The organism is Inquilinus sp. 2KB_23 (assembly GCF_052115705.1).
Lineage (GTDB): Bacteria > Pseudomonadota > Alphaproteobacteria > DSM-16000 > Inquilinaceae > Inquilinus > Inquilinus ginsengisoli_A.
Window position 1 is genome coordinate 22,138 of the sequence record NZ_JBFRHF010000040.1, and the last position, 18,523, is coordinate 40,660.

General features: G+C 68.4%; 13 protein-coding genes and 2 pseudogenes. 5 read left to right on the forward strand and 10 right to left on the reverse strand.

Translation table 11 applies throughout. The features are described 5' to 3' along the window. Nucleotides 1-104: 104 nt before the first annotated feature. From AB4112_RS33795 to AB4112_RS33810, 4 genes and pseudogenes are all read left to right on the forward strand, one after another. The gene (locus tag AB4112_RS33795) at nt 105-425 is read left to right on the forward strand and encodes a GlcG/HbpS family heme-binding protein (protein ID WP_374710590.1); all 321 of its coding nucleotides are present in this window, start codon (nt 105-107) and stop codon (nt 423-425) included. Further along, nucleotides 389-514: pseudogene (locus tag AB4112_RS33800) on the forward strand (hypothetical protein); the annotation flags it as partial. The gene AB4112_RS33795 and the pseudogene AB4112_RS33800, both read left to right, overlap by 37 nt. 106 nt (nt 515-620) lie before the next feature. Then, on the forward strand, nt 621-1,595 hold the full coding sequence (locus AB4112_RS33805; RefSeq protein ID WP_309791959.1) for a DUF4331 family protein: 975 nt from the start codon (nt 621-623) through the stop codon (nt 1,593-1,595). A gap of 89 nt (nt 1,596-1,684) precedes the next feature. Beyond that, the gene (locus AB4112_RS33810) at nt 1,685-2,266 is read left to right on the forward strand and encodes a HupE/UreJ family protein (protein ID WP_309791958.1); all 582 of its coding nucleotides are present in this window, start codon (nt 1,685-1,687) and stop codon (nt 2,264-2,266) included. A 135-nt stretch (nt 2,267-2,401) separates the two neighbouring features. Here the strand turns inward: AB4112_RS33810 and AB4112_RS33815 are convergent, their stop codons facing one another. The 5 genes from AB4112_RS33815 to AB4112_RS33835 form a co-directional block, all read right to left on the reverse strand. Continuing rightward, nucleotides 2,402-3,448 carry an adenylate/guanylate cyclase domain-containing protein gene (locus tag AB4112_RS33815; protein WP_309791957.1) on the reverse strand — a complete coding sequence of 349 codons (1,047 nt, stop codon included), beginning with the start codon at nt 3,446-3,448 and terminating at the stop codon, nt 2,402-2,404. Continuing rightward, the gene (locus tag AB4112_RS33820) at nt 3,441-3,821 is read right to left on the reverse strand and encodes a response regulator (RefSeq protein WP_441726552.1); all 381 of its coding nucleotides are present in this window, start codon (nt 3,819-3,821) and stop codon (nt 3,441-3,443) included. The genes AB4112_RS33815 and AB4112_RS33820 overlap by 8 nt, the downstream gene beginning before the upstream one ends. After that, nucleotides 3,818-6,580 (reverse strand): response regulator, encoded by a 2,763-nt coding sequence (locus AB4112_RS33825; RefSeq protein WP_441726555.1) that lies wholly within the window; start codon nt 6,578-6,580, stop codon nt 3,818-3,820. The genes AB4112_RS33820 and AB4112_RS33825 overlap by 4 nt, the downstream gene beginning before the upstream one ends. A 57-nt stretch (nt 6,581-6,637) precedes the next feature. Continuing rightward, complete coding sequence (locus AB4112_RS33830; RefSeq protein WP_441726558.1) at nt 6,638-7,330, reverse strand: Tll0287-like domain-containing protein; 693 nt, start codon at nt 7,328-7,330, stop codon at nt 6,638-6,640. A 370-nt stretch (nt 7,331-7,700) separates the two neighbouring features. Continuing rightward, nucleotides 7,701-8,033, reverse strand: coding sequence for a hypothetical protein (locus tag AB4112_RS33835; protein ID WP_441726561.1), 333 nt, complete (start codon nt 8,031-8,033; stop codon nt 7,701-7,703). Nucleotides 8,034-8,655: 622 nt separating this feature from the next. On the opposite strand from AB4112_RS33835, the gene AB4112_RS33840 reads away from it, so the two are divergent. Further along, entirely contained in the window at nt 8,656-11,958 is a 3,303-nt protein-coding gene (locus AB4112_RS33840) for a M10 family metallopeptidase (protein ID WP_309791951.1), read from the forward strand. Nucleotides 11,959-12,065: 107 nt separating this feature from the next. Here the strand turns inward: AB4112_RS33840 and ligA are convergent, their stop codons facing one another. From ligA to AB4112_RS33865, 5 genes and pseudogenes are all read right to left on the reverse strand, one after another. Continuing rightward, the gene (gene ligA / locus AB4112_RS33845; RefSeq protein WP_309791950.1) at nt 12,066-14,180 is read right to left on the reverse strand and encodes an NAD-dependent DNA ligase LigA; all 2,115 of its coding nucleotides are present in this window, start codon (nt 14,178-14,180) and stop codon (nt 12,066-12,068) included. Nucleotides 14,181-14,268: 88 nt separating this feature from the next. Beyond that, nucleotides 14,269-15,948, reverse strand: coding sequence for a DNA repair protein RecN (gene recN, locus AB4112_RS33850; protein ID WP_441726564.1), 1,680 nt, complete (start codon nt 15,946-15,948; stop codon nt 14,269-14,271). 4 nt (nt 15,949-15,952) lie between these two features. Then, nucleotides 15,953-16,783 (reverse strand): outer membrane protein assembly factor BamD, encoded by an 831-nt coding sequence (locus AB4112_RS33855; protein ID WP_441726567.1) that lies wholly within the window; start codon nt 16,781-16,783, stop codon nt 15,953-15,955. Nucleotides 16,784-16,929: 146 nt separating this feature from the next. Next, nucleotides 16,930-17,892, reverse strand: a complete 963-nt coding sequence (gene lpxC, locus AB4112_RS33860) for a UDP-3-O-acyl-N-acetylglucosamine deacetylase (protein ID WP_309791946.1) — start codon at nt 17,890-17,892, stop codon at nt 16,930-16,932. Between the two features lie 272 nt (nt 17,893-18,164). Continuing rightward, nucleotides 18,165-18,523 (reverse strand): annotated as a pseudogene (locus AB4112_RS33865) (cell division protein FtsZ); the annotation flags it as partial.

Here is an 18,523-nt window from a genome sequence, read left to right on the forward strand (position 1 = left end):
GACTTTTTCAACGATATCCGCCAATAGCGGTCATAGCGGCGGCGTTTCCCACGTCGCAACCATGAAGTCTCCGATACCATCGTCCAATCGCGGCCACGGATGCGATGCGATATCTAAGCAATGGACTGCATGCGTTCACGACAGCCGAGGCGCTTGCGGAGCGCGTCGAAGGCGAGGCGGCCAAAGCGAAGACACCAGTTGCGGTCTGCATCGTCGGCGTTCACGGCAACCTCGTCCTCCGGCACCGGATGAATGGGGCGCCGCTCTTCTCGCTCCAGATCTACGAGCGCAAAGCCCACACCTCTGCGCTGGTAGGAATGCCTGCGATTGACCTGCCGCGGAGGTGCGGTCCGGCTAGCCACTCCACCCGCTCCCCACGGTCGCCGGGGGCCGCTTTTGTCCAGCGGGCGGAGACACGCCGATAGGCGACGAGGGGCAGGCGTTCGCCGGCGTCGATGTCAGTGGCGGCAACGCCGAACAGGACGTCGCCATCGTCGAGGTGACGCTCCGATGAAGTCATTTGGGTCATGCATCATACGCAACGGGCCGCGTCTTCGCCTGACAGGTTCGTGAGTCCGGGCATGGCCACATCTTAATAGGCGGCAAAGGAGTATCTCATCGTGTCGCATCACTATTCCGGTCCCGACTTCGGCTTCCCCAAGGGAGATGCGCGTTTAGACCTTACCGACCTCTATGCCTTCCCCAAACCCGGGGATCCGGACAAGTCGATTCTGATCATGAATGTGCACCCATCCTCCACGGTGATCCATCCAGAGCCAACCACCGCCGAACCCTTTGCGCCCAACGGGCTGTACGAACTCAAGGTGGACACGAATGGCGATGCGGTGGCCGATATCGCGTTCCGCATTCAGGTCTCGTCCTCACCGGCCGGGTCGCAGATGGCAACGGTGCGTCGTGTGGAAGGATCGCTGGCCGCCGGAGCAGACGACGGCGGTCAAGTCGTCGTCGAGGAAGCTCCGGTTTCGACAGGACTGGACGCACAGATTACACACACGGGCGACTACCGCTTCTTCGCGGGCTGGCGAAGCGAACCTTTTTTCTTCGATACGCAGGGTGCGCTGAACAATCTGCAATTCACCGGTACGGATTTCTTCGCCGACAAGAATGTCTGCAGCATCGTGCTGGAAATGCCCAACTCCGCGTTGGGATCCGGCGCCGTTGGCCTATGGGCCCGTGTTCTGGTCGAGGGCGATGACGGCTGGGTACAGGTTGAGCGCGGTGCGCGGCCCCAGCAAGCGGTTTTCCTGCCCGGCCCGGAGAAGGAATCGTACCTCTCCGCGCAGCCGGCGGACGATAGCCGTTTCGTCGCGGTTTTTGCCCACGCTCTCGAGCATACCGGCGGCTACAGGCCGGATGAAGCGGAGCGTGTGGCAAGAACCTTGCTGCCGGACATCATGCCTTATGACCCGGCGCGGCCAGCCTCCTTCCCGGAAAATGGCAGGACGCTTACGGATGACGCTGCTGACGTCTTCATGGTCATCCTGACAAACGGCAAGGTGGCGGGGGACGCAGTGGGACCGCATGGCGATCTGCTCGCCGAATTCCCTTATTTGGGGCCGCCACACGGCGCTTAGCAGCCGGAGAGCATCTTTCCCTACGCCAACATTGCCCTTTTTAAGACGAGCCTGTTGGCTCCATTCTCTCGTTCAGCGAGGAACATGCGATGCGCTTGATCCTGATTTCCACGATTCTGATTGTTGCCTTCGCGATGCCGGCGGCGGCACATCCCTATTTGGGCTCCGCAGCCTCCTTTACTGCCGGTGTCGCCCATCCCTTCACTGGCCTCGATCACGTCACTGCCATGACGGCAGTCGGTTTGTGGGCCGCTCTCAAAGGCCAACGCGCTCTTTGGGTCTGGCCGGCGACCTTCATCGCCGTCGTGCTGGGTGGCGGTGCGCTGGGCATGGCGCATATCGCCTTGCCTTTGGTCGAGCCTGGCATTTTGGCTTCGGTGGTCGTGCTCGGGCTCGTGGTAGCGCTCGCCATCGATCTGCCGCTATGGGGAGGCGCGGCGATTATCGGTGTCTTCGCGCTGCTGCATGGTCATGCTCATGGATCCGAGGTGCCGAACACCGCCGATGGACTCGAGTACATGGCAGGGTTTGCGCTCGCTACTGCGTCCTTGCTCGCAGTTGGCGTCGGTTTGGGGTTCACATTGTCGCGCTCGGCGTCGGGTGCACTCAATCGCTTCGCCGGCCTCATCTGCGCTGCCGTCGGCGTTGGTTTGTGCGCGGGCGTCCTCTGAACTGGGACCTGGCTCTCGTCGGGAAAGGGGACGAACCGGCCGTTCGGGTCGGCGGCGCGAACTCCGGCACAGGGTCGACGGCCGCCCTCGATCGGATCGAGCCTCGGCCTCGGGCCGAACCACGCCCCGCGGGCCTCAATCGACCCCGTCGCACTCGACCAGTTCGAGCCGGCCTTTGCCCTTGAGCTCGAAGAAGCCCTGGCTGCGGGCGCGGCAGCGGTCGCGGATGCCGGACCACAGGGGCTCGCTGATGAACACCGCGTTGACGCCGGCGCAGGCGGTGACCCGCGCGGCCGTGTTCACCGTGTCGCCCCAGAGATCGAACAGGAACTGCCGCTTGCCGATCACGCCCGCGACCACCGGGCCGTGGTGGATGCCGACGCGGACGCCCCAGCCGGGCTTCGCCTGCCGGGCCGTCGCCACCAGGTCGAGGCCGCAGCGGATGCCCGCCAGCAGCGGATCCTCGACCTGCTGCAGCAACCCCGCCGTCGCCAGCAGCGCATCGCCGATGGTCTTGATCTTCTCCAGCCCGTGGCGGGCGACGATCTGTTCGAAGGTCTCCACCAGCGCCTGCAGCTCGGCCACCACCTGTTCCGGCGGGTTGCGGTCGCAATAGGCGGTGAAGCCGACGATGTCGCAGAACAGCACCGCCACGTCCTCGTAGCGCCGCGGCTTGACCTCGTCGGTCGCCTTCAGCTCGCTGATGGCGCCGGGCGGCAGGATGGCGCGGAGCAGCTGGTCGCTGCGCTCCCTCTCGCGCTCGATCTGCCCGAGATGGGCCGCCTCCTGGTCGCGCAGCCGCTTCTTGTCCAGCGACGCGCCGACCCGGGCCCGCAGCAGGACGGGGTTGAACGGCTTGGGCAGGTAGTCCTCCGCCCCCAGCTCGATGCAGCGCACCACGCTGTCGACGGCATCGAGCGCGGAGATCATCACCACCGGGATGTCGCGCAGCGCCGTGTCGGATTTCAGCGTCTGCAGCACCTCGTAGCCGTCCATGCCCGGCATCATCACGTCGAGCAGCACCAGGTCGAACGGCCGGGTCCGCAGCAGCGCCAGCGCCGCGGCGCCGTCCGCCGCCTCGGTCAGGTTCTCATAGCCCTGGCGCCGCAGGCGGCGGGCCAGGGTGTAGCGATTGGTCTCGTCGTCGTCGACGATGAGGATGGCGGGCGCCGGGTCAGCCATCGTCCCGCGCCTTGCCCAGCAGGGCCTCGATCTTCTGCAGCAGCCGCGCCAGGTCGACCGGCTTGGTGTCGTAGTCGTCGCAGCCCGCCGCGAGGGCCTTCTCGCGGTCGCCCGCCATGGCGTGGGCCGACAGCGCGATCACCGGGATGCCGCGGGTCTCGGGCGCGGCTTTGAGCCGGCGGGTCGCCTCCCAGCCGTCGATCACCGGCAGGCTGAGATCCATCAGGATCAGGGCCGGGGCCTCACGCCGCGCCGCCTCGATCCCCGCCTGCCCGTCGCCGGCCACGACGATCTCGAAGCCGCGTCGCTTCAGGCGGGCGGCCAGCATGTAGACATTGTCCTCATTGTCCTCGACATAGAGGATCCTGGTCATGGCAGTCGCTCCGGAGCGGCCGTCGCGGTGGCGTAGCGGCCGACGAGCTGGCGGATCTGCGCCAGCAGGTCTTCCTGCTCGAAGGCGGCCTTCTGCAGCACATGCTCGACGCCGCCGTTCAGCCGGCGCCGGTCATGGTCGGTCAGGTCGGCCGCGGTGACGATGATGACCGGGATGCCGCTATATTCCGGCACCTTGCGGCATTCGGCCAGGAATTCGAAGCCGTCCATCTCCGGCATCATCAGGTCGAGCAGGATGAGGTCCGGCCGCTCGCGGCCCAGCCGTTGCAGCGCCTCCCGGCCGTTGCCCGCCTCGGCGACCTCCCAGCCCTCGCCGACCAGCAGGCGGCGCATCATCTCGCGGGTCGCGACATCGTCCTCGACCACCAGCGCCCGGCGCGTCGACGCCGTCGATCGGAACCGGGCGAGGATCGCCGCGAGGCGGCCGCGGTCGATCGGCTTGTTGAGATAGCCGGACGCCCCGAGGGCAAAGCCCTTCTGCTTCTCGTCGAGGATCGTGACCATGATCACCGGGATCGCCGCCAGTTCCGGATCGGATTTCATCGCCTCCAGCATGCTCCACCCGTCCATTCCGGGCATCAGCACGTCGAGGGTGATGACCGAAGGGCGTAGGGTGCGGGCGGCCACAAGCCCCTCGGCCCCGCTTTCGGCGGTGATGACGTCGAAGCCCTCGCGGCTGAGGAAGCGGCGCATCAGGTCGCGCACCGTGGCGTCGTCGTCGACCACCAGGACCCGGTCGGCGCCGCGGTGCGGCAAGGCCCGTATGGCGTCGGCGACGCCGGTCGGGGCGAACACCGCCGATGCCTCGGCCGATCCGGGGCCGCCGGCGGGCAGGCGGACGGTGAAGCTGGTGCCGACGCCCGGCTCGCTCTCGACCGTGATGGCGCCGCCCATCAGCGCCGCGAGCCGCTGGCTGATCGCCAGCCCCAGCCCGGTGCCGCCGTATTTCCGGGTGGTCGAGCTGTCGGCCTGCATGAACTCCTGGAACAGCCGGCCGAGCTGCTCCGCGGTCATGCCGATGCCGGTGTCGGAGACGCGGAAGCGAATCCAGTCGCCCTCCGCCGCCGGCTCGCGCGCCACCGCCAGCGTCACCGTCCCCGCCTTGGTGAACTTGCAGGCGTTGCTGAGCAGGTTGAGGATGATCTGCCGCAGCCGGGTGGCGTCGGCCCACATGGCGCCAAGGTCGGCCGGCCGCTCCACCAGCAGGCGGTTGTCGTTGCGGGCGGCCAGCGGCTGGGCCGCGCCGACCGCGTCGGCGACCAGGCCGGCGAGGTCGACCTCCTCGTCATGCAGGTCGAGCCGGCCGGCCTCGATCTTCGACAGGTCGAGGACGTCGTTGATCAGGGCCAGGAGGTGCCGCCCGGCGCGCAGGATGCGGTCGAGCGGCTCGCGGAACTCCTCCAGCGCCTGGTCGGCGGCGTCCTCGGCGAGCATCTCGGCCAGGCCGATGACGGCGTTGAGCGGGGTCCGCAGCTCATGGCTCATATTGGCCAGGAAGCTGCTCTTCGCCACCGTCGCCTGGGTGGCCTGGTCGCGGGCGTCGGCCAGCCGGTCGACCAGCTCGCCGAGCTGCGCCTCCCGCGCCTTCAGCTCGGTGATGTCGGTGAACACGCCGACGCAGCCGCCATCGGCGGTCGCGCGCTCGCTGATCTTCAGCCAGCGGCCGCCGGACCGCTTCTGCTCATAGGCGCCGCCCGGATGGTGGTGGCGGTCGAGCCGCGCCGCCAGCCAGGCGTCGAGCCGGTCGGCGGCGTCCGGGATCACCCCGGCCTGGGCCGCCGCGCGGATCACCGCCTCATAGGTCACGCCCGGCCGGATTTCGACATCGAGCCCGGTGTACATCTCGCGGTAGCGGCTGTTGCAGATCACCAGCCGGTCCTCGGCATCGTAGAGGGCGAAGCCTTCGGAGATGGTCTCGATCGCCTCGCCGAGCCGGCGCTGCGCCCGCTGCGCCTCGGCTTCGGCATCCCGGCGTTCCCGCTCCAGCTGCTCGCGCTCGATCAGGCTCTGGCGCAGCAGCCCGAGGGTGCGGGTCATGGCGCCGATCTCGTCGCGCCCGGCGGGCGGCAGCGGCTCGTCGAGCCGGCCGCCGGTGATCGCCGCCATGGCGCCTTCGAGCCGGCGCAGCGGCCGGATGATCGAGCGCAGGATGACCGCGGTCAGCGCCGCGGCCAGGAGGAAGGCGAGGATGCCGGTGATCAGCGACAGCCGGACCGCCGCCTCGGCGTCGCGCGCCGCCGCGTCGCGCTTGGCGACCGCCTCGCCCTCCAGCCGCTCGACGGTCTGCGCCAGGGTCGCGTCGATGGCCTGGATGTGGCTGCGGGTCTGCGCCATCAGCGCGTTGCCGACCACCCGCTGTTCGTTGGTGTAGGCGTCGACGGCCTTGAGCGCCTGGTCCATCAGCGCCCCGATCTCGGCCTGGATCGCCCGCACGCCCTCGGGATCATAGGGTGCCAGGGCGGCGAGATCGGCCGTCAGCAGGTCGCGCGCGGCGTTGGCGTTCTGCTCCGACCGCACCAGCAGGCTGACGGCGAGGTCGGTGAGCCAGTATTTGAGGTCGCCGAAGTCCTTGGCTGTCTTGTTCGCGGTCTTCAGCACGGTGACCAGCCGCGCCTCCTCGGCCAGCGCCGCGGCCCCGGTCGACACCTGGCGGGTCAGATAGAGGGTCGAGACGGTGAGGATCGCCAGCAGCAGGATCGCCAGGAAGACGAGGCGCGCGCGGATCGAAAACTGCGACATGACGCTCCTGCAAAACCCGGGTCGCGTGCGACGGCGGCGTCGATCCGGTGGTTCAGATCAATCGAACAGGGTGATGCTGATGACGCCGCCGAGGTCGCCCTGGCTGGCGCCCTCCTTGGGATAGCCGGTGATGTCGATCTCGCCCTTGGGCGACCCGTGACAGGCCAGGCAGCCGGCGCCGTAGTATTCCGGCACCAGCACGCGGGTGGCCGGGCGGCCGGCCACCGTGGTCGCCTCGGAGTAGATGCTGTCCTTGACCCAGTCGGGCGACTGGAACTTGCGGCGGATGATGTCGGTCTCGAACGCGTCGGGCGAGGCCCTGCGGTTGCGCACCAGCTCCGGCGGCGCCGTCACCTTGATCTCGGCCCGGCCGCTCTGATCGCGGCGGAACTGCTCGGTCACCAGCCGGGCGAACACGGCGGGCACGAAGCCCTTGAACCCGGTGCCCTGCTGGTTGATCAGCGGCTGGTTCGCATCCATGACCTCCTTGACCGCGAGCGCCATGGCGGCCAGCAGGCGGCCCTTCTCGGACCCGGCATCGACCTGGCGCGGGTCGGCGCCGGTCGCCTTGATCACGTTCTGGATCGCCTGGTCGACGACGACATCCCCGCTCAGCCCCTTGTCCCCCAGAGCGGGGTCGTTGATCCGGGCCTGGCCGGCCGAGATCACGGTGCGGGCGCCGCGCAGGAATTCGGCGATGCTGAGGGCGGTGTCGACATCGTCCTGCATCGCGGCGCGCCCCAGAGGCATTCCTGCCGCAAGCGCCCCCAGCAGCACCAGCGCGGCCAATGCCCTTTTTGTCCCGACAACCCGAAAGAGTGGGCAGGCTTTCCGATACATCGACGCCCCCGAAAGAAAACACAAATGCTTCGCGTAATATTCGATCGACCCAATATTCGCCAAAGAATACGAACCTACGAAATTTTGTTAATATCTTAGCGATCATACCGGATTGCCGCAAGGACATGTCTGGCCGGGCGAGCCGGGTTCAGCGCAGGATCCGAGGCGGATGACGCCTCGGATCCTGCATGCCGCGCGCGTAACCTCTCCCGCTTGAGGGAGAGGTTACGCAGAAGACGCCTGGCATCCTGTCATTCTACAGCCGAGCGTGCCGGGCCCGCTACGGCGACGCCAGCCGGGTCGCCTCGGCGGCGAGCGGATGGTTGGCGTAGGCCCGGGCGAAGTCGCGATAGGCCTCGGCCGTGCCGGTGCGGCGGGCGGCGTCGAACGCGGCATAGACCGCGGCGTCCGGATCGTTGGCCAGGGGGCGCGCGTCCGGCACGGGCCGCTGCTCCAGCCGGCGCCACGCTTCATCCGCCAGGGCAGTTCTCGGATGCCGCGCGATGAAGCGGATCAGCGCCGCGTTCGAGCCGTCGCCGACCGCCCCGCGAAACTCCTGGGCGAGCACCGCCTCGTCGTCCGGCGGTCGCGCCATGCCGGCCTGTGCCACCATCCTCCCCTCCTCCCGAAGCTGCGGGGCGCCGCGGTCCCCGGGAGCGACGGCCCCCTGCGCCCACCACGGCGGCGCCGCGAACAGCACGGACAATGCAAGGCAAATGGAGGGGCAGATCCGGACGTTCATCGGTCCCGGCTCCTTCCGCAGGCGCGCAGAGACGCTGATGCACCGCAAAGACGGCAGGGCGATAGCAGCCCTTTTTCCCACAGGAATATGGCGAATCCATGGGTTCACTCGAAAGCAAATCCTAAGGGCTTAAATCATCATCCGTTCGCCATCGATCCTCGATTTGCCATACGATTTCCGATCTGGGTTTTTAAACACCATATTGACATTAAAAATAATTAATCTATAATTAATGGATAGGAAAAGTCCGTTTGTCTTAGGACATCTTATGATGAAATAGGACTGGCGGGAACAATCTTACGCACCAGGGCGGGGTCGCAGCATGTTCGCGGCATAATACTCCGATATGCCCAATCCGGACTGAAACGCGCAAGGGAACGCCGCGTTCGGGCCCTGAACGATCGGGCCTTCAACCAACCAATAACCAATCAACAAGAAGTCGCGGATTTTCACTCAAAGGTTGCGGATCTTCACCATGTAGGGGAGACCCGATATGAGTTCGTCAGGCATCGTCAAATACGGCCTGTTGTCATCCGACGATGATCTACTCGCCGATCCGATGGCGTGGTCGTCGATGCGGAAATTGTCGAACGACCTGCTGTTCCACCATTCATTTGCCGACGTGTACCGCCTGGATGCGGTCCTGGCCGGCCAGAGCGGCGCGCTGGCGGACGCCAATCGCGCAGCGATCGGCGACCGGTCCGACGGGTTCGTGGTCCACGCGCCCGCTTCGGGCACTGTTTCGGGCGCGCCGCGGCCGGAGGAGAACGGCTCGGCCGACACCACTGCGGCGGTGGCCGCGTCCGGCAACCAGAACATCGACGGCATCCTGGCCGGCGTCCGCTGGTCGGACGGCTTCATCACCTACAGCGATCCGGACGCGGTCTCGGATTACCAGGCCGGCCATCCGGAGGCGTTCAGCGGCTTCCATCAGATGACGGCGCAGCAGATGATCGCCGTCCATTTCGCGCTCAATTCCGCGATCTTCACGCAGCCGGTCGGCGCCTCCGGCTTCGGCGTCGAAGGCTTCACCAATCTCGGCATCGACTATGCCGGCAGCGGTTCGGGGGCCGGCACGATCCGCGTCGTCAACACCACCAATCCCAGCACGGCCTATGCCTATTATCCGGCCAACCAGGTCTATGGCGGCGACGCGTTCTTCGGGCCGAGCGGCGACGCGCCGACCGCCGGCAACTACGACTGGCACACCGTGATCCATGAGCTCGGCCACGCGCTGGGTCTCAAGCACGGCCAGGAGACCGGGGTCTACGGCGCCCTGCCGAGCAATGTCGACTCGATCGAATTCTCGGTGATGACGTACCGCACCTTCATCGGCGACGACACCAGCGGCTACAACTACGAGACCTGGGGGGCGCCCCAGACCTTCATGATGCTGGACATCGCCGCGCTGCAATACATGTACGGCGCGGATTTCACCACCAACAGTGGCAACACCACCTATACCTGGAGCCCGACCGACGGCACGACCTTCGTCAACGGCAACATCGCCATCGATCCGGGCGGCAACCGCATCTTCGCGACGATCTGGGATGGCGGCGGCGTCGACACCTACGACCTGTCGAACTACTCCACCAATCTGACCCTGGACCTGAATCCGGGCGGCTATTCCGTGTTCTCGTCGGCCCAGCTCGCCTATCTCGGCGGCGGACCGAACGGCGGCTATGCCCGCGGCAACATCTTCAACGCGCTGTTGTTCAACGGGGATTCCCGATCTTACATCGAGAACGCCAACGGCGGCAGCGGCAACGACACCATCCAGGGCAATGCCGTCGACAATGTCCTGAACGGCAATGCCGGCGCCGACACCATCAACGGCAACAGCGGCAACGACACCATCAACGGCGGTGACGGCAACGACACCCTGTTGGGCGGGCTCGGCATCGACGTGGTCAATGGCGGGGCCGGCAACGATGTGATCGAGGGCGGCTTCTCCACCGACACCGTCAATGGCGGCGACGGCAACGACACCTTCATCGTCCGCGAGGGCGAGTTCGGCGACAACACCACCGGCGGCGCCGGGGGCGACACGCTCGACCTCAGCAACGTCACGTCGCGCGGGTCGACCGTGAACCTGGCCGCCGGGACCTACGACTTCGTGGCCACCTTCGGCGGCCCCTACACCATCACCGGGGTCGAGAACGTCAAAGGCACGCAGCTGGCCGACACGATCATCGGCGATGCCGCTGCCAACTCCCTCTACGGCAATGGCGGCAATGACACCATCCAGGGCGGCGACGGCAACGACGGCATCAGCGGCGGCGACGGCGACGACCTGATCCAGGGCGGGGCCGGCAACGACGCGCTGACCGCGGGCGGCGGCAAGGATCAGGTCTACGGCAATGACGGCAACGACCGCTTCTTCATCGAGCAAGGATGGAATGGCGGCATCGGCGAGGCCTTCTTCGGCGGCGCCGGGACCGACACCTTCGATGCCTCGACCGTGATCTTCGTCGGCTTCTCGGCCACCATCAACCTGCAGGACGGCATCTTCACCGACAGCAATTTCCCAGGATACGAGATCTGGCTGTCGAGCGTCGAGAACGCCATCGCCACCGACGAGAACGACATCGTCACCGGGTCCGGCGAGACCAACTTCCTTGACCTCGGCGCCGGCGACGACACCGGGTATGGTCTGGGTGGCAACGACGCCATCCTCGGCGGTGCCGGGGTCGACACAATCGATGGCGGCGACGGCAACGACAATATCCAGGGCGGGGCCGGCGATGATAACGTGCGCGGCAGCGCCGGGGCCGACATCCTCAACGGCGGCGCGGATATCGACACCGCGATATACACGGAAGGCGCTGCCGGGGTCACGGTGGATCTGCTGACCGGCACCGGTGTCGGCGGCAATGCCCAGGGCGACACCCTGATCGGCATCGAGAACCTCATCGGCTCGACCTTGGCGGACACGCTGACCGGCAATGCCGGGGCCAACCTGCTGCGCGGCTGGACCGGCAACGACGTGCTCCGCGGCGGGGCCGGCGCCGATACGATCAACGGCGACGCCGGCGTCGACACGGCCACTTATACCGAAAGCGCGGTCGGCGTGGCGGTGAACCTGACCACCGGCACCGGTCTCGGCGGCAACGCCCAGGGCGATGTCCTGCTCGGCATCGAGAACGTCGATGGCTCGAATCTCAACGACGTCCTCACCGGCAGCGCCGGGGCCAATGTGTTGCGCGGACTCAACGGTGACGACATCCTGCGCGGCACCGCCGGGGCCGATACCCTTGACGGCGGAGCTGGCGTCGATGCCGCCACCTATACGGAAAGCGCCGCCGGGGTGGCGGTGAATCTGACCTCTGGCATCGGAGTCGGCGGCAACGCCGCGGGCGATATCCTGCTCGGCATCGAGAACGTCAACGGCAGCCAGTTCAACGACCTGCTGATCGGCAATGCCGGAGCCAATGTGCTGATCGGGCTGAGCGGCAAGGACACGTTCGTCGGCAACGCCGGCGCGGACCGCTTCCTGTACACCGCGGTCGGCGACACCACTGTCGGCGCGAATCGGGACGTCATCACCGATTTCAGCCACAGCCAGGGCGACCGCATCGACCTGGCGGCCATCGACGCCAACACCGTCGCGGCCGGTAACCAGGCCTTCGCCTTCATCGGCTCGGCCGCGTTCACGAATGTGGCGGGCCAGCTGCGCTTCGCCGCCTCCGGCAGCGACACCATCGTCGCCGGCGACGTCAACGGCGACGGCGTCGCGGACTTCAACATCCAGCTCTCCGGCGTGATCGCGCTCGTCGCGGGTGATTTCTCGCTGTGAGCCCGGCCAGACACGACGCCTAGGAAGCATCTGTAGACTTCACGGGCCTGGGGAGATGCCTCTTCCCAGGCCCTCTCCTTGTCTCCGACCGGACAGGCGGGAAGCGCCTACCCCGCCCCGCCGATCAGGCCCAGCCATTCCTGCTCGGTCAGCGTGGTGACCCCCAGCTCGCGCGCCTTGGCCGCCTTGGAGCCGGCGTCGGCGCCGACCACGAGGTAGTCGGTCTTGCCGGAGACCGAGCCGGCGACCTTGGCGCCGAGGGATTCCGCCCGGGCCTTCGCCTCCGGCCGGGTCAGGGTCTCCAGCGTGCCGGTGAAGACCACCGTCTTGCCGGCCACCGCGCTGGCGACCGCGCGCGGCCGCACGAAATCCTCGACCTTGAGCTGCGCCATCAGGTCGTCGAGCACGACCCGGTTGTGCTCCTCGGCGAAGAAGGCCAGCAGGTCGTCGGCCACCGAGGCGCCGATCTGGTCGATCGCGATCAGGTCGCGATAGGCCTCGCTCTCACGGTCCTGCGCCGTCTCCATCCCGGCGCGCCAGGCGTCCAGGCTGCCATAGTGCCGGGCCAGCAGCTTGGCCGTGGCCTCGCCGACCTGGCGAATGCCCAGCGCGTAGATGAAGCGGTCGAGCGGGATGGTGCGCCGGGTCTCGATCGCCTCGAACAGCTTCTGCGCGCTCTTCGGCCCCCAGCCTTCGCGGTTGCGCAGCGGCGTCAGGCTCTCCTTGTCGCGCGTCTCCAGCCGGAAGATGTCGGCCGGGGTCCTGATCATGCCGTCGGCGTGGAAGGCGCGGATGTGCTTGTCGCCCAGCCCCTCGATGTCGAAGGCGTTGCGCGACACGAAGTGGCGCAGCCGCTCCACCGCCTGGGCCGGACAGATCAGCCCGCCGGTGCAGCGGCGGATCACCCCGCCCTCCTCCCGCACCGCCAGGCTGCCGCATTCCGGGCAGGTCTCGGGGAAGACATACTCGATCGCCCCTTCGGGGCGGCGCTCCAGGATCACGCGGACGATCTGCGGGATCACGTCGCCGGCGCGCTGCACCACCACGGTGTCGCCGATGCGGACATCCTTGCGCCGGATCTCGTCCTCGTTGTGCAGCGTGGCGTTGGAGACGACGACGCCGCCGACCGTGATCGGCTCCAGCCGCGCCACCGGGGTCAGCGACCCGGTGCGGCCGACCTGGATGTCGATCGCCTTCAGGATGGTCTGTGCCTGTTCCGCCGGGAATTTGTGCGCGGTGGCCCAGCGCGGCGCCCGGCTGACGAAGCCCAGCCGCTCCTGCCAGTCGATCCGGTCGACCTTGTAGACCACGCCGTCGATGTCGAAGGGCAGTTCGGCCCTGAGCGCGCCGATCTCGTCGTAATAGGCCAGCAGCTCCTCGGCGCCGTGGCACAGCCGCGACGGCTCGTTCAGGCGGAAGCCCCAGGCGGCGACGCGCTTGCGGATCTCGACGATGGTCTTGCCCAGCGGCTCCGACACCTCACCCCAGGCATAGCCGAAGAAGCGCAGCGGCCGCGACGCGGTGATGCTGGGGTCGAGCTGGCGCAGCGATCCGGCGGCGGCGTTGCGCGGGTTGGCGAAGATCGGTTCGCCCGCCTCGGCCCGGCGGGCGTTCAGGGCGGCGAAGTCGCTGCGGTCCATATAGACCTCGCCGCGGATCTCCAGCACGTCGGGGGCGGTGCCCTTCAGCTTCTGCGGCACGTCGTCGATGGTCTTGACGTTGGCGGTGACGTCCTCGCCCTCGCTGCCGTCGCCGCGGGTGGCGGCCTGGACCAGCCGCCCCTTCTCGTAGCGCAGCGAGCAGGACAGGCCGTCGATCTTGGGCTCAGCCATGATCGCGACCGGGATCTCCGGATCGTCGCGCAGCTCCTTGATGAAGGAGCGGACCGAGGCCAGGAAGTCGTGCACATCCTCCGGCGCGAAGGCGTTGCCCAGCGACAGCATCGGGATGGCGTGGCGGACCTTCTTGAAACCGGTGCCCGGCGCCGCGCCGACCTTGGCCGACGGCCCGTCCGGGCGGATCAGCTCCGGGTACTGCGCCTCGATCTCGGCATTGCGCCGGCGCAGCGCGTCGTATTCGCCGTCCGAGACGGTCGGCGCGTCGTGCTGGTGGTAGGCGATGTCGTGGCCTGCGATCTCCTGGGCCAGCGCCGCCAGCTCGGCCGCGGCCTCCTCCGGCGTCAGCGCGTCGACCGGCCGGCCGCGCAGGTTCTGATCGGTCATTCCCGCCTCCCTCGTGCGATTCCGCTGAATCGCGCGGGAATTCTAACGTTTGCCGCCCAATTCGCCATGAGGATCGATGCGCCGGCCGTCAGGACCTGGCGGCGAGCAGGCTGTCTGCCGCCGCGCGGGCTTCCGCCGTGATCTTCGCCCCGGACAGCATGCGGGCGATCTCCTCGCGCCGGTCTTCGGCCGCCAGCGGCACCACATCGGTGACCACGGCGCCGGACCGGTCGGCCTTCTGCACCCGCCAGTGATGGTCGGCGCGGGCCGCCACCTGCGGGCTGTGGGTGACGACCAGGACCTGGACCTGCTGGCCCAGCCGCTTCAGCCTTTCGCCCACCGCGTCGGCCACGGCGCCGCCGATGCCGGCATCGACCTCGTCGAAGATCATCGACGGCAGGGCGCCGGGCGTGCCGCGGTGATGCACCAGCACCACCTTGATCGCCAGCATGAAACGGGCGAGTTCGCCGCCCGAGGCGATCTTGCCGATCGGCCCCGGCGGGCTGCCGGGGTTGGCCGCCACCAGGAAGGCGACGCGGTCGAGGCCGGCGGGTCCCCAATCGGCCTCCGGCAGCGCCTCGATCGCGGTGACGAAGCGGGCCCGCTCCATCTTCAGCGGCGGCAGTTCCTTCGCCACCGCCGCGTCCAACCTGGACGCGGCCTTGCGCCGGGCCTTGGCCAGCGCCTCCGCCGCCCCGACATAGGCGGCGCGGGCCTCGGCCGCCGCGGTGGCCAGCCGCGCCAGCACCGCGGCGCGGTCCTCGACCAGGGCCAGCCGTTCGGCGAACTGCCGGCGCAGCTCGGGCAGGGCCTCGGCCTCCACCCCATGCTTGCGGGCCAGCGTGCGCAGCGCGTACAGCCGGTCCTCCAGCCGCTCCAGCTCGCCGGCGTCGAGGTCGATGTCGGCGGAGAAGCGTTCGATCGCGGCCGCGGCGTCCGCCGCCTCGTCGGCAGCGCGGCCGATCTGGTCCAGGATCGGGTCCAGGCGCCCGCCGGCGCGGTCGGCGATGCGCTGCAGCGACCGCTGCGCCGCCACCAGCGCCCGTTCGGCGCCGCGGTCGCCTGACAGCTCGGACAGCGCCGTGGCGACGCCCTCCATCACCTTCTCGCGGTGCTGCAGCAGGGCGCGGCGCTCGGCCAGCTGTGCCTCCTCGCCCGCTTCCGGCCCCAGCGATTCCAGCTCCTCGACCGAATGGCGCAGGAAGCCCTCCTCGGCCTGGGCGCGCTCGGCCTCGGCCAGCGCCTCCTCCTGCCGCCGCTGGGCGGCGCGCCAGAGGTCCCAGGCGGCGGCGCAGGCCGTGGCCAGCGTCTCGGCCCCGGCATAGGTGTCGAGCACCGCGCGATGGGTCTTGGGGTCGAGCAGCCCCTGGGTCTCGAACTGGCCATGCACCTCGACCAGCCCGGCGCCGATCTGGCGCAGCAGGCCGATCGAGACCGGCTGGTCGTTGACATAGGCGCGGCTGCGGCCGTCGGCGCCGACGCTGCGCCGCAGCACCAGCATGTCGTCGATCGGCAGGTCCTGCTCGGCCAGCAGCGCCTTGACCGGGTGGCCGTCATCCAGCTGGAAGTCGGCGCTGACGGTCGCGGTGTCGGCGCCGTGCCGCACCAGGCCGGCATCGCTGCGGCCGCCGAGGGCGAGGCCCAGCGCGTCGAGCAGGATCGACTTGCCCGCGCCGGTCTCGCCGGTCAGGGCCGACAGCCCCTCGGCGAAGCCAAGCGAAAGCTGTTCGATCAGAACCACATTCCTGATCGAAAGCCCGGCTAGCATGGGATCAGAATATCGAGCCGAGGGTGCGGTCGAACAGGTCCTTGTCGTCCGGCGGGCGGACGCCGTTGGACTCCAAGAGCGCGTAGGCGTCCTGGTACCAGGGGTCGCCCGGGTAGTTGTAGCCGAGCACCGCCGCGACATGCCGCGCCTCGTCGGGCAGGCCGAGCGCGACATAGGCCTCGACCAGGCGCTCCAGCGCCTCCGGCACCTGGCTGGTGGTCTGCCAGTTCTTGACCACGCTGCGGAACCGGTTGATCGCCGCGTTGTAGTCGCCGCGCTTCAGGTAGAAGCGGCCGATCGACATGTCCTTGCCGGCGAGCTGGTCGTAGGTCAGGTCCAGCTTCAGCTTCGAATCACGGGCGTAGTCGCTGTCCGGGAAGCGGGTGATGACGTCGTTCAGCGACTGGGTCGCCAGCTGGGTGATGCGCTGGTCGCGCTCGACGTCCGAGATCCGGTCGTAATAGCACAGCGCCTTGAGGTAGTAGGCGTAGGACAGCTCCTCGCTGCCCGGATGCAGGCTGATGAAGCGGTCCAGCGCCACGGTCGCGCCGTCGTAGTCGCCGCGCTTGTAGCTGGAATAGGCCGACATCAGCTGGGCCTTGGTCGCCCAGCTGGAGTAGGGATGCTGGCGCTCGACCTCGTCGAAGCGCGTCGACGCGGCCTTGTAGTCGCTGTCGTCGAAGGCCTGCTGCGCCTCGGAATAGAGGGTCTCGGGCGGCTGGTCGGCGGCCGGCGCCGCCTTGTCCGACGAGCTGCCGCCGCAGGCAGCGAGAAGAACGGCCGGCAGGACGAGCCCGATCCGCACCACGTGGCGAAACTGCAGACGCTTGTTCACTCGATCATCGCCTTCGGTTCTGTCCGTCCGGGCCCCTATATACCCACCCGGCACGCGGATGGCGAGACGCCTCTCCAGGGGGTGAAATGCGCATCGCCCCTCGACGCGATGCGACGGGGGGCGATGGCGACGATCAAAGGATCGGATCAGGCCGCGTTGGCGGTGTGCAGGACGGCGGCCGGCGCCGGGCGAACCCAAGGCTCCGCCGTGGTTTCAGCACCGAAGCTGGTGTCGTAGCACCAGGCGGTGTCGTCGGCGAACAGGGCCCGCAGCAGCTGGTTGTTCAGCGCGTGGCCGGCCTTGTAGCCATGGAAGTGGCCGAGGATCGGGGCGCCGGCGAGATAGAGGTCGCCGATCGAATCGAGGATCTTGTGGCGCACGAACTCGTCCTCGTAGCGCAGGCCCTCGGCGTTCATCACCCGGTCGCCATTGACCACGATCGCGTTCTCCAGCGACCCGCCGCGGGCGAGGCCGTGGCGGCGCAGCGCCTCGACCTCCTGGACGAAGCCGAAGGTGCGGGCGCGGGCGATCTCGGTCTTGAAGTTGCCGTTCGACAGCCGGACCAGGCCTTCCTGATGGGCGATCGCCCGGCTCGGGAAGTCGATCTCGAAGCTGAAGGTCGCGCTGGCCGACGGGGTCAGCCGGGCCCAGCGGTCCTCGGCGGTGACCTCGATCGGGCGCAGCACGCGGATGCTGCGGCGCAGCGCCGCCTGGCTGACCAGCCCGGCGCATTCGATCAGGAACACGAAGGGCGCGGCGCTGCCGTCCATGATCGGCACTTCCGGGCCGTTCAGCTCGACCACCGCATTGTCGACGCCGCAGCCGCGCAGCGCGGCCATCAGGTGTTCGATGGTGCCGACCGAGATGCCTTGGGCGCCGCTGATCAGGGTGCACAGCCGGGTGTCGGTGACCTTGTCCCAGCGCGCCGTGATGCTGCGGCGGCCCTGGGGCAGATCGGTGCGCACGAAGACGATGCCGGTGTTCACCTCACCGGGGCGCAGCACCATGGTCACGTCCTGCCCGCCATGCAGGCCGACGCCGGTGCACTTGATCGCGGTCTTCAGCGTCTTCTGCGTCGCCGCACCCGATTCCGCCGAGAGATGAGCCACGATGGGATGTCCTTCGCTTCGCGTACATGCACTTCGTGGGACAAAGTGCTGATTGGGCTTCCCTTTCGGGACGTTCGAACCCTAGCCCGGCGGGCACGCAAGCAAAAATCACACTTTGTTTCGGACTGTTACGCGTCGGCCTTCATGTGCGGCGGCCCAAAAGAAAGGCCGCCCGTGGGGCACGGGCGGCTTGAGGATCAAAAGCAGGGCATGACATCCCCACCGGCCGCAAGGGGAGCAAGCGACCGGTGGGGTGGTTCAGGGTCGGCCCGTCAGTTCGCCTGGCGGCGCAGGAAGGCCGGGATGTCCAACGCGTCCTCGTCGCTGCGCGGCAGCGGCGCGCGGCCGGCATCGATCGCCAGTCGCTGCTGTGCCACCGGACGCGGCGCTTCGGCCACCGGGGCCGGGGCCCGCGGCGGGTCGACGCGCGTCGCCGGCTCCTGACGCAGGGTCGGCTGGGCGTGGTGCAGTTCCGGCGCCGGCTCCTCCTCGCGCAGCAGGCCAGTCACGCGACGGAACAGGCCCAGGCGCTTGCGACCGGCATCCGGCGCGGCGACGGGCTGCGGCTCGGGCACCGGCTGCGGCGCCGCCGCCGGGCGGGCCGCCGAGGCCATGGCCGGACGGGGGGCGA